This window comes from Streptococcus mitis, assembly GCF_047463435.1.
Classification (GTDB): domain Bacteria; phylum Bacillota; class Bacilli; order Lactobacillales; family Streptococcaceae; genus Streptococcus; species Streptococcus mitis_DS.
The window spans coordinates 57,596-72,040 of sequence record NZ_JASHDW010000006.1 but is presented as its reverse complement, the minus strand read 5'-3'; the positions used below and the strand labels follow the sequence as shown (position 1 = coordinate 72,040).

The 14,445-nt window shown below is 42.9% G+C and carries 14 protein-coding genes and 1 riboswitch; of the genes, 8 read left to right on the top strand and 6 right to left on the bottom strand.

From position 1 onward, the window contains the following. The first annotated feature begins 1 nt into the window (after nt 1). From QM843_RS05080 to nrdI, 3 genes are all read left to right on the top strand, one after another. Nucleotides 2-1,288 (top strand): response regulator transcription factor, encoded by a 1,287-nt coding sequence (locus QM843_RS05080; protein ID WP_314499330.1) that lies wholly within the window; start codon nt 2-4, stop codon nt 1,286-1,288. A gap of 60 nt (nt 1,289-1,348) precedes the next feature. Continuing rightward, nucleotides 1,349-1,882 (top strand): ABC transporter permease, encoded by a 534-nt coding sequence (locus QM843_RS05075; RefSeq protein WP_049546851.1) that lies wholly within the window; start codon nt 1,349-1,351, stop codon nt 1,880-1,882. Nucleotides 1,883-1,959: 77 nt separating this feature from the next. Next, nucleotides 1,960-2,424, top strand: coding sequence for a class Ib ribonucleoside-diphosphate reductase assembly flavoprotein NrdI (nrdI, locus tag QM843_RS05070; protein WP_049546850.1), 465 nt, complete (start codon nt 1,960-1,962; stop codon nt 2,422-2,424). A 45-nt stretch (nt 2,425-2,469) separates the two neighbouring features. Here nrdI and QM843_RS05065 read toward each other — a convergent pair whose 3' ends face one another. Then, complete coding sequence (locus QM843_RS05065; RefSeq protein WP_049546849.1) at nt 2,470-2,928, bottom strand: DUF3021 domain-containing protein; 459 nt, start codon at nt 2,926-2,928, stop codon at nt 2,470-2,472. Continuing rightward, nucleotides 2,925-3,365, bottom strand: coding sequence for a LytTR family DNA-binding domain-containing protein (locus QM843_RS05060; protein ID WP_020902676.1), 441 nt, complete (start codon nt 3,363-3,365; stop codon nt 2,925-2,927). The genes QM843_RS05065 and QM843_RS05060 overlap by 4 nt, the downstream gene beginning before the upstream one ends. Before the next feature lie 311 nt (nt 3,366-3,676). Between QM843_RS05060 and mutL the strand changes: the two genes are divergently transcribed. From mutL to QM843_RS05045, 3 genes are read left to right on the top strand one after another with little or no spacing between them, the layout of a single operon-like run. Continuing rightward, a complete protein-coding gene (gene mutL, locus QM843_RS05055; protein WP_265485309.1) occupies nt 3,677-5,626 on the top strand; it encodes a DNA mismatch repair endonuclease MutL in 1,950 nt (649 codons plus the stop codon). Nucleotides 5,627-5,641: 15 nt separating this feature from the next. Next, nucleotides 5,642-6,235 (top strand): Holliday junction branch migration protein RuvA, encoded by a 594-nt coding sequence (gene ruvA / locus QM843_RS05050; protein WP_265485308.1) that lies wholly within the window; start codon nt 5,642-5,644, stop codon nt 6,233-6,235. 9 nt (nt 6,236-6,244) lie between these two features. Beyond that, nucleotides 6,245-6,808, top strand: coding sequence for a DNA-3-methyladenine glycosylase I (locus tag QM843_RS05045; RefSeq protein ID WP_265485307.1), 564 nt, complete (start codon nt 6,245-6,247; stop codon nt 6,806-6,808). Between the two features lie 83 nt (nt 6,809-6,891). Here the strand turns inward: QM843_RS05045 and QM843_RS05040 are convergent, their stop codons facing one another. The 4 genes from QM843_RS05040 to QM843_RS05025 form a co-directional block, all read right to left on the bottom strand. Next, the gene (locus QM843_RS05040) at nt 6,892-7,155 is read right to left on the bottom strand and encodes a SemiSWEET family transporter (RefSeq protein WP_000166114.1); all 264 of its coding nucleotides are present in this window, start codon (nt 7,153-7,155) and stop codon (nt 6,892-6,894) included. A 105-nt stretch (nt 7,156-7,260) separates the two neighbouring features. Then, entirely contained in the window at nt 7,261-8,295 is a 1,035-nt protein-coding gene (locus QM843_RS05035) for a S66 family peptidase (RefSeq protein WP_414304373.1), read from the bottom strand. Nucleotides 8,296-8,435: 140 nt separating this feature from the next. Beyond that, nucleotides 8,436-9,113 (bottom strand): DUF1129 domain-containing protein, encoded by a 678-nt coding sequence (locus tag QM843_RS05030; protein WP_049515517.1) that lies wholly within the window; start codon nt 9,111-9,113, stop codon nt 8,436-8,438. An 11-nt stretch (nt 9,114-9,124) separates the two neighbouring features. Next, a complete protein-coding gene (locus tag QM843_RS05025; protein WP_000815623.1) occupies nt 9,125-10,069 on the bottom strand; it encodes a magnesium transporter CorA family protein in 945 nt (314 codons plus the stop codon). A 131-nt stretch (nt 10,070-10,200) separates the two neighbouring features. Here QM843_RS05025 and uvrA point away from each other — a divergent pair, with 131 nt between their 5' ends. Together uvrA and QM843_RS05015 are read left to right on the top strand one after the other, a co-directional pair. Beyond that, complete coding sequence (gene uvrA / locus QM843_RS05020; RefSeq protein WP_414304374.1) at nt 10,201-13,032, top strand: excinuclease ABC subunit UvrA; 2,832 nt, start codon at nt 10,201-10,203, stop codon at nt 13,030-13,032. Then, nucleotides 13,025-14,086, top strand: coding sequence for a M24 family metallopeptidase (locus QM843_RS05015; RefSeq protein ID WP_414304375.1), 1,062 nt, complete (start codon nt 13,025-13,027; stop codon nt 14,084-14,086). The genes uvrA and QM843_RS05015 overlap by 8 nt, the downstream gene beginning before the upstream one ends. Nucleotides 14,087-14,143: 57 nt before the next feature. Continuing rightward, nucleotides 14,144-14,295, top strand: a riboswitch (M-box (ykoK) riboswitch). The last annotated feature ends 150 nt before the right edge of the window (nt 14,296-14,445 follow it).

Genomic DNA, 14,445 nt, shown 5'->3' with positions numbered 1-14,445 from the left:
AATGTATAAAGTATTATTAGTAGATGATGAGTACATGGTGACAGAAGGTCTGAAACGTTTGATTCCCTTTGATAAGTGGGATATGGAGGTCGTCGCAACAGCCAGTCATGCCGATGAAGCCCTAGAATATGTTCATGAAAATCCTGTCGATGTGGTCATTTCCGATGTCAATATGCCCGACAAAACAGGGCTTGATATGATTCGAGAGATGAAAGAAATCTTACCAGATGCTGCCTATATCTTGCTCTCAGGTTATCAGGAGTTTGATTACGTAAAAAAAGCCATGAACCTTAGTGTTGTGGACTATCTGGTCAAGCCTGTTGATAAGGTAGAGTTGGGTAATCTGCTAGAGAAGATTGCAGGTCAGCTCGGCGAGAGAGGGAAGAAAAGTCAGACCCTTAGTCAAGATTTAGATGAGGCCGGATTTGTTAGTTATTTAGGGGATAAGGAGAATTGGTGGATAGGTCTATCCAAGGAAAAACAAGGTTCTTTCACCATTCCCTACTATGTCTTGGGTCAAGACTGGCAGATTTTTATTTCTGATCAACCCCTAGATGGTTTAGTCGTTACTCCCTTTGAAGCTCCTTATCAAGAACACTTTGAACGCTGGAAGCTGAATGCTGAGAAAGCCCTCTTTTACGGTTCTGTAAATCTAAAACAGTCTGAGAGTCTCTTTGCCTATTATGAACCGATTTATAGGGTTATCATTCAGGGGAATCTCAATCAAATCGTGGAAGAGTTGAACCTTTTGGAGAAGGTGGTTCTTGAAAATACGCCGCGTGTTCCCATTACCAAACAGCTTTTTATCCAGTTTGTCATGGATGTCTTTCATTTGTTTGAACACCTAAAAGCTGATGATATGACGGACATTGTCAAAACGATTCATGCTATTCAATCATTCGATGAACTGGTTCCTTATATCAAGGAAACTCTGACCCGATTCTTTGGGCAATATCGTATGAATGAGAATGTGGTCAGTGTGCTAGAAGTCATTGGGCGTGATTATCAAAAAGAACTTTCCCTCAAGGATATCAGTAAGGATCTCTTTATCAATCCTGTCTATCTGGGGCAGTTGATTAAGCGAGAAACCAATTCGACCTTCGCAGAGTTACTAAATAAACAACGCATTAAGGCTGCCCAGCAACTTTTGCTTTCAACCAGTGACAGTATCGAAGACATCTGTTATGCGGTTGGTTACAGTAACGTTGGATATTTCTATAAAGTTTTCCGAAAATTGTGCGGAAAATCGCCAAAAGCCTACCGAAAACAGGTAGAAACTACACTATAATATTTGTATCCCTTTACAAAAAGTGCTATAATATCGATAATAATATCAGGAGGTTCTATTATGAAAAAGAAACCAATTTATCTATGGGTCTTGCTAATCTTGTCTGCTCTTATTTCAGCTATGTCTCTGTTTGGAATGTTGAGTCCTTTACCTAGTAAAGAAGCCCTTCGTGCCGCTCAGAAACAAGTTGCAGGGGTCAGTGCTCAGCAATTAGAAGACCAGCTTAATTACACCTATAGAGTAGCAGAATCAACTCATTCTATTTTTAATATGGTCTTGATTGTGCTATCTGCTATTTTAGTGGTAGTAGCTATTGTCTTCCTTGTTCGTAAGAATTTGCAATATGCAAACTATACTTATGTCGGCTATGTTTTGCTAGCCATTATTGGTTCGATTTATAGCTATGTGACTTTACAAGATGCTGTGCAGTTAGTTCACGATGAGACCATGCGTTTAGGGATAAGTGTTATTTCACAAGCCGTTAGCATTCTCTATATCGTCATCAATGTTCTCTTCCTAGCCCTTGTCTTCTATAAGATGTGGCGTCAGCAAAAAGCCTTGGCAGAAGAAGAGGAAACAGAAGAACTTGCCTAAGTATTGACAAAAAATAACTATCAAGTTACAATCTTGGTAGTTATTTTTCGATTATAGATAAAATCATGGAGGTACATATGAAGATAATTTCTTTAGTTTATATCAGTCTGAGCGGTAATACCGAGAGTTTTGTGACACGCTTGAAAGACTATCTCTTGTCCCAGTACGAGGGAATTGAGGTTCAAAAGATTCATATCAAGGATTTGGTCAAGGAAGGCCGCGATTTCTATGAGATGGATAATCCTTATGTTGCTTTTTTGCCGACCTACCTAGAAGGTGGGAATGGCGTGGATAACGGAGATGTCGAGATTTTGACGACACCAGTGGGGGATTTTATCGCCTATGGTGACAATGCTAGTAAGTGTTTTGGTGTAGTTGGTTCAGGAAATCGTAACTTTAATAACCAATACTGCCTGACAGCCAAGCAATACAGTCAACGTTTTGGTTTCCCTGTATTGGCTGACTTTGAAATGCGAGGCATGCTGGAAGATATCAAACGTGTCGCAGCTATTATCGCAGATTTGTATGAGTTGGAAAGTTAAGCTTAGGCTTGGCTTTTTTTATCCTAGGCAGTTTTATCAGAACTCTTACTTTCTATGCTCCAAGAGTTGATTGATATGGTCTACTTTTTTTGATGCTCTTTTATAGGAAATAGTCCAAATGATGAGGTAGACAATCGCAAACTCGATAATGAGTTGGAGATAGAAGATCCAGTGGAAGGGGAACCAACCTGCTAGGGTCGCTAGTGGGACAAAGCCAGCCAGCATAAGGAAGAAATGGGTCAGAGTGGCACGGAGCATGCTCCAATCACGGCTGAATAAGCGGTTGCCAAAGTTGAAGAGAATACCGATAGCTGCCCAGATCAGTGTGCAGTAGAGCAAGACCAAGGCACCGTGAACCTGATGTTGAGCCATCACTTGGCCGATGAGAGAGTCGGAACTTAGTGGTGCGTAGGTATTTGGTGCATAAATGAGTGAAAAGATGATAGAGAGGATGAGGCCGATAAGAACACCAGCAGCAGCATCGTGAAATACTTGTTTTTTCATAGTTCTAATTTCTCCTTGATGGTTTTTAGGTAACGGCGTGAAGAGTAGGTGAAGCTTTCGTTTTTTAGAAAGATTTCTACCAGACCGTTGGGGGTGAGCTTGAGATGAGAGATGGAGTTGATATTGATGATTTCTGATTGGGAAATTTGGATAAAATTGGTTGGTAAGATTTCAAGGACTTGATAGAGTCGTAAGTCAATGGTGTAGGTCTGACTAGCTGTTTCTGCTAGAACCTTCCGATTCTCTATATAGAAGCGTTGAATCTTGCCAATCTCAACTAGATAGACCTGATCATCGATTTTCCCTTTGATTTTTTCTTTTTGGTCAAGATTTTCTGCGAACTCGATGACTTTCTGGACTTTATCTGTCGGCTGAGGTGCTTGGACAATCAGTTTTTCTTCCTTGTAAGTCTCACTAATCTGTAGTTCTACTTTCATAAATTTCTCTCCTTGTTTTTCATACAAAATTAATCTCACTTCTTGTACATCTTTATTAATACTCTTCAAAAATCAAATTCAAACCACGTCAGCGTCGTCTTGCCGTACTAAAGTACTGTCTGCGCCTAGCTTTCTAGTTTGCTCTTTGATTTTTATTGAGTATACCACTATTTTATGCCCCCTGGCAAGGGACTTTGTTTATGTGGAGGGATTTGGCTCCTATGTGGTGCTTGCTTTTCTGTCCTTTCTGAAATATGGTATAATAGCACTAATCAATTTCTAGGAAAATAGATACAGAAAGGGGCTGGAAGATGTCTCATATTATTGAATTGCCAGAGGTGCTGGCAAACCAGATCGCGGCAGGAGAGGTCATTGAACGTCCTGCCAGTGTGGTCAAAGAGTTGGTAGAAAATGCCATTGATGCTGGCTCTAGTCAGATTATCATTGAGATTGAGGAAGCTGGTCTCAAGAAGATTCAAATCACAGATAATGGTCATGGAATTGCCCACGATGAGGTGGAATTGGCCCTGCGTCGCCATGCGACTAGTAAGATAAAAAATCAAGCAGACCTCTTTCGAATTCGGACGCTTGGTTTTCGTGGTGAAGCCCTGCCCTCTATCGCGTCTGTCAGTGTACTGACTCTGTTGACGGCGGTGGATGGTGCGAGTCATGGGACTAAGCTCGTCGCACGTGGGGGAGAAGTAGAAGAAGTCATCCCAGCGACTAGTCCTATGGGGACCAAGGTTTGTGTGGAGGACCTCTTTTTCAACACGCCTGCCCGCCTCAAGTATATGAAGAGCCAGCAGGCGGAGTTGTCTCATATTATTGATATTGTCAATCGTCTGGGCTTGGCCCATCCTGAAATTTCGTTTAGTTTAATCAGTGATGGCAAGGAAATGACGCGGACAGCAGGGACTGGACAACTGCGTCAAGCTATTGCAGGGATTTACGGTTTGGCGAGTGCCAAGAAGATGATTGAAATTGAGAATTCTGACCTAGATTTCGAAATTTCTGGTTTTGTGTCCTTACCTGAGTTAACTCGAGCCAACCGCAATTATATCAGCCTCTTCATCAATGGCCGTTATATAAAGAATTTCCTGCTCAATCGTGCAATTCTAGACGGCTATGGTAGTAAGCTTATGGTAGGCCGTTTTCCACTGGCTGTCATTCACATTCATATCGACCCTTATCTAGCGGATGTCAATGTGCACCCAACCAAGCAAGAAGTGCGGATTTCCAAGGAAAAGGAACTGATGACCCTGGTCTCAGAAGCTATTGCAAATAGTCTCAAGGAACAAACCTTGATTCCAGATGCCTTGGAAAATCTTGCCAAATCGACTGTGCGCAATCGTGAGAAGGTGGAGCAAACTATTCTCCCACTCAAAGAAAATACACTTTACTATGAGAATACTGAGCCGACAAGACCTAGTCAAGCTGAAGTAGCTGATTATCAGGTAGAATTAACTGAGGAAGGGCAGGATTTGACCCTGTTTGCCAAGGAAACCTTGGACCGATTGACCAAGCCAGCAAAACTGCATTTTGCAGAGAGAAAGCCTGCTAACTACGACCAGCTAGATCACCCAGAGCTTGACTTAGCAAGTCTTGATAAGGCTTATGACAAGCTGGAGCGAGAAGAATCATCCAGCTTCCCAGAGTTGGAATTTTTCGGGCAAATGCATGGAACCTATCTCTTTGCCCAAGGGCGAGATGGGCTTTACATCATAGACCAGCATGCGGCTCAGGAACGGGTCAAGTACGAGGAGTACCGTGAAAGCATTGGTGCTGTTGACCAAAGTCAACAGCAACTCCTAGTGCCCTATATCTTTGAATTTCCAGCGGATGATGCCCTCCGTCTCAAGGAAAGAATGCCTCTTTTAGAGGAAGTTGGAGTCTTCCTAGCAGAGTACGGGGAAAATCAATTTATCCTGCGTGAACATCCTATTTGGATGGCAGAAGAAGAGATTGAATCAGGCATCTATGAGATGTGCGACATGCTCCTTTTGACCAAGGAAGTTTCTATCAAGAAATATCGAGCAGAGTTGGCTATTATGATGTCCTGCAAGCGATCTATCAAGGCCAATCATCGTATTGACGACCATTCGGCTAGACAGCTCCTCTATCAACTTTCTCAATGTGATAATCCCTACAACTGTCCCCACGGACGTCCTGTTTTGGTGCATTTTACAAAGTCGGATATGGAAAAGATGTTCCGACGTATTCAGGAAAATCACACCAGTCTCCGTGAGTTGGGGAAATATTAAACTAAAAGGAAAACTATGTACGAATATTTAAAAGGAATCATTACCAAAATCACTGCTAAATACATTGTTCTTGAAGTCAACGGTATTGGTTATATCCTGCATGTGGCCAATCCCTATGCCTACTCAGAACAGGTTAATCAAGAAGCTCAAATTTATGTGCATCAGGTCGTACGTGAGGATGCCCATCTGCTTTATGGATTTCGCTCAGAAGATGAGAAAAAGCTCTTTCTTAGTCTGATTTCGGTGTCTGGGATTGGTCCTGTATCAGCTCTTGCTATTATCGCTGCTGATGACAATGCTGGCTTGGTTCAAGCCATTGAAACCAAGAACATCACCTACTTGACTAAGTTCCCTAAAATTGGTAAGAAAACAGCCCAGCAGATGGTGCTGGACTTGGAAGGTAAGGTAGTAGTTGTAGGAGATGATCTTCCTGCCAAGGTGGCAGTGCAAGCTAGCGCTGAAAACCAAGAACTGGAAGAAGCCATGGAAGCCATGTTGGCTCTGGGCTACAAGGCGACCGAGCTCAAGAAAATCAAAAAATTCTTTGAAGGAACGACAGATACAGCTGAGAACTATATCAAGTCGGCCCTTAAAATGTTGGTCAAATAGGAGAAGAGCATGACAAAACGTTGTTCGTGGGTCAAGATGACCAATCCGCTCTACATTGCCTATCATGATGAGGAATGGGGTCAGCCCCTCCATGATGACCAAGTATTGTTTGAGTTATTGTGCATGGAAACCTATCAGGCAGGCTTGTCTTGGGAAACGGTGCTCAACAAACGTCAAGCTTTCCGAGAAGCCTTTCATGGTTATCAAATTCAAGCGGTTGCAGAGATGAATGACACCGAACTGGAAGACTTGCTGGAGAATCCAGCCATCATCCGAAATAGAGCCAAGATTTTTGCTACACGCGCTAACGCCCAATCCTTTCTACGACTACAGGCAGAGTACGGCTCTTTTGATGCCTATCTTTGGTCTTTTGTTGAGGGGAAAACGATCGTTAACGATGTTCCCGATTACCGCCAAGCCCCAGCTAAAACAGCTTTGTCTGAAAAATTAGCCAAAGATCTCAAAAAACAAGGCTTCAAGTTCACAGGCCCAGTCGCTGTCTTGTCTTTTTTACAAGCAGCAGGACTGGTTGATGACCACGAGAACGATTGTGAGTGGAAAAGCGGTAATTAGTGAGTATAGGTAATTAGAATATCTAAGAATATATAAAAAGCTGAGAAACTTTTCCCAGCTTTTTATATATACTATTAGATTTGTTAGAGTGAAGTCAAAAAAGTGATTCCACCTAAAATAACACCGGCTGAATTTGGAATGATTAGTATCCAATCCTTCTTAGGTTCTTTTGTCCATCCATAAATAACCCAGATTAAGCAAGATATAGCAGCTGATAAAGGTTGAAATGGTTGAGCTTTATTTCCCTGTAAATTAGCGATAATTTGAGGTATGTAGGCAATAAATACTATAATTCCAATAAAGGCACCAATAGAACCTACGATTCGATTAATTTTTTGTTTTGTCATATACACCTCCTTCAAAAGGATATCATAGAAATTAGCGAAATGCAATAAATTCAGATACAAATTGTAACGAAAACCAATACAAAAGCACAAAAATAGAGAAACTATTTATTTTTTGTTATAGTCAAAGCGAATGACTTGCTCTTTTGCATCTACGTGGGCGTGGACTCCGAAGGGAATAATGGCTCTTGGAGTTGCGTGGCCGACATTGAGATTATAGACAATCGGGATATTGCTGCCAATGATATCCAATAGTGCCTCTTTATAGTCGTCATAGAAAGTTTCATCCATAGGTTTTCCGACCAGGAGTCCACTGATGCCCTCGAATATGCCAGTGTCTTTTAAAGTTCGCAACATCTTTTTGAAGTCTTCTGGCTCAGGCTTTTCTTCGCTTGTTTCTAGCAAGAGGATTTTTCCTTCCCAGTCTGACAAGTCAGGGAAAAGTTTGTATTTTTGACAGAGCTCCGTGCTATCTGCGTATCGAGAGTTGTCAAAGATATCGTAGAGGGATTCGAGGCAACCACCGAGGATTTTTCCCTCGAACTGGGCATTTCCTTGCAACAACTCAAAACCGGTATTTGTATGACTGACACGAGGTGTCCCCAGAGCCTTGGGACTGAAGTCAGTCCTTTCATCATACCAAACGTCACTAGAGCGGATTTCTGAGATTCTTCCCGTCTCAATCAATTCTTTAAAGTAGTGAAGGCTATAGGTTAGCATTTCTTTTTCTAATTCACAAATGTCTGCTAAGAAGGATTGACCATAAAAAGTCTTGATTCCTAGTTTATGCAACATGAGATGGTTCATGGTTGTATCCGAGAAGCCAAGAAAAATCTTTTGTTTGATAACTTCATGTAGTTGATCATTTTCAAAAAGATAAGGTAGTAAGCGATAGGTATCGTCTCCACCGATAGCACAGAGGATCATGTCAATGCTATCGTCCGAAAAGGCCTGCATCAAATCCTCTGCACGCGCCTCAGGATGGTCCTTGATAAAGTCTAAGCCTTTTAGCGAATGGGGCAAAAAGATAGGATTGAGTCCCAGATCCTTGAGACGTTGGACACCCAAGTCCACTTCGTGTTTGACAAAGTCCTCTCCGATAATGCCACTAGATAAACTAACAATACCAATAGTAGAAATCATATTTTATCCTCCTAGAAATAGATTGAGCCTATTTTATCACAAAAGATTAGATAGAGCTATGTGGGATTTCAGAAGAATGCTTTTAAATCAAGAAAGTAGTAAAAAAGCAACCGCACCTGCAGTTGCTTTTATCATTCTTCTTAATAACGTGTTGGTCCTGCACTTGCGCTGCGGATATTCAAGCGTTTCTTGAGATAGAAGCGAAGGGCTAGTAGGGCTGCTCCGATAATAGCCAGTGGCACTGGAGCCAATACTGGGTTAAGGCTAGCTGGTAGGAAGCTTGTTGCAAAGAAGACAAGCAACCAAAGAAACATAGAAACTAGGATAACCAGTACAGATTTCCAAAAAGGTGGACGTTGACTGCGATCCATGTCTGGTCCATAATACTGGTAAACAAAGTAGTACATCAAGTAGAAGGCAAATCCTCCAACCAGTCCAACTAATAGGAGAGTGACAAATCCATAGCCGAAAGCTTGATCTGCCGCAAAGAAAGTTGTGAGGGCGCTGACGAGGGCAAAGAGGCTAGTGATGAAAAGAGCTGAGTCCATAATCATGAGTTTTGGATCATCATTTTCTTTTGGATGCTCTTTTTCATATTGTTCCTTGACAGTGAAACTATGAGCCCAGTGGGTCGGTGCGCCATAGAGGGAACGAGCAGTCGTACCCTTGGCTTGCTCCTCAAGGATTTGGGGAATAACTTCCTCAAAAATAGCCTTAATTTCAGCATCTGTTTTCCCATCTTTGATGAATTGTTGGGTAGCGATGTGGATAAACTCTTGGTTTTTCTTTGTTAATTTTTGTAGATCAATCTGAGACATAGGAACTCCTCTTAGAACCATTTTTTATGGATGAGATAGAGAGTGAGCGAGACACTCATAGCGAAGGCGATAAAGACGATTAACCAGAAGGCATTTGGCTCACCGTTTAGGGGGATTTCATTATCTTTAAAGTTCATCCCGTAGGCAGAAAAGACCATGGTTGGGATGGACATGACGATGGTCACAAGGGCCAAGGTTTTCATGATGTTGTTCTGGTTGTTAGAAATGATAGAGGCGAAGGTCTCTGTCATAGAATGCAAGACATTTCCGTAAATGTCTGCCATCTCGATGGCCTGTTGGGTTTCAATCAGGGTGTCTTCAAGCAGGTCTTCGTCCTCAAGGTATTTCTTGATATTGCTGGTTGAGCTGGTCAATTTCTTAATCACGCGCTCATTTGTTTTGAGGGAGGCCTTGAAATAGACGATGGTTTTTTCCAATTCCATGAGCTCAATCAATTCTTCATTACGAGTTGATTGATGCAGTTGACTTTCGATTTGTTCACTCTTACGGTCGATTGAACGAAGGGCTGTTAGGTAAAGTTCTGCATTGCGATAGAGAATCTGGAAGATAAAACGCGAACGCATGAAGGTGTAGAAATTACGCAATCGACGGTTGATAAAGACATCGAGGACCGGTAATGGTTCCAAACAAGTAGTGATAATGGTTTCTTCTGTGATGATAATACCAAGCGGGATGGTTACGTAGTAAGTGCGATTATTTCTTTCTTCTGTGACCGGCACGTCTACGATAATCAGGGTATACTCGTCTTCAATGGTAATACGAGACATTTCTTCCGCATCGAGCGGTGCTCGAAGGTCCGCAATATCGATATCGAAGGCGTTAGCGATTTCGAGTGATTCATTTTGAGTCGGATTGACGAGATTGATCCAAGTACCCGGTTCAAGCGTATCGATCTCTTTAAATTCAGTTGTTGTAGAGAGAAAAACTTGTTTCATATCCCTTATCCTTTCTCATTTTTCAGATTTTTTCACACCGTACTATTATACTACAAAATCGGCCTTTTGGGTAATAGAATCTCACTTTTTTTGGTATAATGGTAAGCAATAATGGACTAGAAAGAACAAAGATGCAAGATAAAATTGTCATTCATGGGGCGCGTGCCCATAATTTAAAAAATATTGATGTGGAGATTCCGCGAGACAAGCTGGTTGTTGTGACTGGTTTGTCAGGGTCTGGGAAATCCAGCCTGGCCTTTGATACCCTCTATGCTGAGGGCCAACGTCGCTATGTAGAGAGTCTATCAGCCTATGCTCGCCAGTTTTTGGGCAACATGGAAAAACCAGATGTGGATGCCATTGATGGTCTCAGCCCAGCTATTTCCATCGACCAGAAAACGACTAGTAAAAACCCTCGTTCGACCGTTGGAACAACGACTGAAATCAATGACTATCTGCGTCTCCTCTACGCACGTGTGGGGACGCCTTACTGTATCAACGGACACGGGGCTATCAAGGCTTCTTCTGTAGAGCAAATCGTGGATAAGGTTTTGGAATTGCCAGAACGCCAACGTCTGCAAATTTTAGCTCCGGTCATTCGTAAGAAAAAAGGGCAACACAAGAGTGTCATTGAAAAGGTTCAGAAAGATGGCTATGTCCGTGTCCGTGTGGATGGGGAAATCTATGATGTGACCGAAGTGCCAGAGTTGTCCAAGAGCAAGCAACACAATATCGATGTTGTGGTTGACCGTATTGTTATCAAGGAGGGCATTCGTAGCCGTCTCTTTGACTCTATAGAGGCTGCCCTTCGTATCGCAGAAGGTTATGTCATTATCGACACTATGGACGATTCTGAGTTGCTATTTTCTGAGCACTATGCCTGTCCAGTTTGTGGTTTTACTGTTCCAGAGTTAGAGCCACGTCTCTTCTCCTTTAATGCTCCTTTTGGCTCATGCAGTGAGTGTGACGGTTTGGGCATCAAGCTGGAGGTGGATGTTGACTTGGTGGTTCCTGATACCAGCAAAACTTTGCGTGAGGGAGCCTTGGCACCTTGGAATCCTATCTCATCCAACTACTATCCAAACATGCTAGAGCAGGCCATGACAGCCTTTGGAGTAGATATTGATAAGCCTTTTGAGGACTTGTCAGAAGAAGATAAGAACTTGATTCTCTATGGATCAGATGGTAAGGAATTCCATTTCCACTATGAGAATGAATTTGGTGGTGTACGCGATATTGACATTCCGTTTGAAGGAGTTGTCAATAATATCAAACGTCGTTACCATGAAACTAATAGCGATTATACTCGCACCCAGATGCGTCTCTACATGAATGAGCTGACCTGCGGAACCTGTCACGGCTATCGTCTCAATGACCAGGCCTTGTCTGTCCGTGTGGGTGGCGAGCAAGGACCACATATCGGAGAAATCTCAGACCTGTCTATCGCAGACCACTTGGAGTTAGTGAGCCAGTTAACCTTGTCTGAAAATGAAGCCATCATTGCTCGGCCTATTCTCAAGGAAATCAAGGATCGTTTGACCTTCCTTAATAACGTGGGTCTTAATTATCTGACTCTGTCACGTTCGGCAGGAACCCTTTCAGGTGGGGAAAGTCAGCGTATTCGTTTGGCAACTCAGATTGGTTCCAACCTATCAGGAGTCCTCTATATATTGGATGAGCCGTCAATTGGCCTTCATCAGAGGGACAATGACCGCCTGATTGCCAGTCTGAAAAAGATGCGTGATTTGGGCAATACTCTCATCGTGGTGGAACACGACGAAGATACTATGCGCGAAGCTGATTATCTGATTGACGTTGGTCCCGGTGCAGGTGTTTTTGGTGGAGAGATTGTCGCTGCAGGTACGCCCAAACAGGTGGCTCGCAACAGCAAGTCTATCACAGGCCAGTACTTGTCAGGTAAACGTGCCATTCCAGTGCCAGAAGAGCGCCGTGTGGGGAATGGTCGTTTTATCGAGATTACAGGAGCGCGTGAGAACAACTTGCAAAATGTCACAGCTTGCTTCCCACTAGGAAAATTCATCGCGGTGACAGGTGTATCAGGTTCAGGGAAATCGACCCTAATCAATAGCATTCTCAAAAAAGCTATTGCTCAGAAGCTCAACCGCAATTCAGACAAACCTGGTAAGTTTAAAACGATTACAGGGATTGAGCATGTAGACCGCTTGATTGATATTGATCAGAGCCCTATCGGACGAACGCCGAGGTCTAACCCTGCTACCTATACGGGAGTTTTTGACGATATACGTGACCTCTTTGCCCAGACAAATGAGGCTAAGATTCGTGGTTACAAAAAGGGACGTTTCAGTTTCAATGTCAAGGGTGGTCGTTGTGAAGCCTGCTCAGGTGACGGGATTATCAAGATTGAGATGCACTTCTTGCCAGATGTTTACGTGGCTTGTGAAGTCTGCCACGGGACTCGCTACAATAGTGAAACCCTAGAAGTTCACTATAAGGAAAAGAATATCTCGCAGGTCTTGGACATGACTGTCAATGATGCGGTGGAATTTTTCCAACACATTCCGAAAATTCAACGCAAACTTCAGACCATCAAGGATGTAGGGCTAGGCTATGTGACATTGGGGCAACCTGCTACCACCCTTTCTGGGGGAGAAGCCCAGCGTATGAAACTGGCTAGTGAACTTCACAAACGATCGACAGGAAAATCTTTCTACATTCTGGATGAGCCGACGACAGGTCTTCATACAGAGGATATCGCTCGCTTGCTCAAGGTTTTGGCTCGCTTTGTAGACGATGGCAATACAGTCCTCGTCATTGAGCACAATCTAGACGTTATCAAGACAGCAGATCATATCATCGACTTGGGACCTGAGGGCGGTGTCGGTGGTGGAACCATCATCGCAACAGGAACTCCAGAAGAAGTAGCTGCTAACCAAGCCAGCTACACAGGACATTATTTGAAAGGAAAATTACATCATGAATAAACGCGTACAAGCATTTCTAGATAAAATGCAAGAAAAAGAACTAGATGGTATCATCATCAACAATCTTAAAAACGTCTACTACTTGACTGGTTTTTGGGGCTCAAACGGAACAGTCTTTATCAGCCGTGACCGTCAGGTCTTGGTGACAGACTCTCGCTATATCATTGCAGCCAAGCAAGAAACCAGTGGTTTTGAAATCGTAGCAGATCGCGATGAATTGGCTGTTATTGCAGGTATTGTCAAGGATATGGGCTTGTCTCGTATCGGTTTTGAGGATGAGATTTCGGTGTCTTATTATCACCGTATGCAGGCAACCTTTGAAGGAATTGACTTGCTTCCACAAACTCAGTTTGTCGAAGGTCTTCGAATGATTAAGGATGACGCGGAGATTGCAGCGATTCGCAAGGCTTGTTCTATCTCAGACCAAGCTTTCCGCGACGCGCTTGACTTTATTAAGCCAGGAAAGACTGAGATTGAGATTGCCAACTTCCTTGACTTCCGCATGCGTGAGTTGGGAGCATCTGGCTTATCTTTTGACACCATTCTAGCTAGCGGTATCAACTCTTCCAAACCCCATGCCCATCCAATGCACAAACCAGTGGAGCTAGGAGAAGCCATTACCATGGACTTTGGATGCCTCTACGACCACTATGTCAGTGATATGACACGGACTATCTATCTAGGGCATGTCAGCGACGAGCAAGCAGAGATTTACAATACAGTTCTAAAAGCTAACCAAGCCTTGATTGATCAGGCTAAGGCAGGATTAGGTTTCCGTGACTTTGACAAAATCCCTCGTGATATTATCATCGAGGCAGGCTATGGAGACTACTTTACCCACGGTATCGGACACGGTATTGGACTGGATATCCATGAAGAGCCTTACTTTAGCCAAACTTCTACAGAAACGATTAAGGCAGGTATGGCCTTGACCGATGAACCAGGTATCTATATCGAAGGCAAATATGGTGTTCGTATTGAGGATGATATCCTGATTACAGAGACCGGTTGTGAATTATTGACCCTAGCTCCAAAAGAGTTGATAGTTATCTAAGAGTTAAACAACTCAAATGATTGACTTTTAAATTTTAAAGGTTTATACTGAAAAACGAAAACGGTAGGTGAGGCTACCATAGGGATACGGATGACTACCGCAAAGCAGTGGAGACACTACTCGTTGGTCAACAGTCCTGGTCGCGAAGGCCAAGACTAAGCTCATTACATTGCCCTATGGAGTTAAAGCTTGAACGAAAAAACAGATAATTAGTTTTTTAATCCTGCCATTTTTTGATGGTAGGATTTTCTACTGTTTAAAAACAAAGAAAGGAAATAGACGATGCAAATTGACGATCATCCGGAACCGCACATACACAGCCAATCGCTGATTTGTGTCGTTCTGCCCTTATAAAGTGA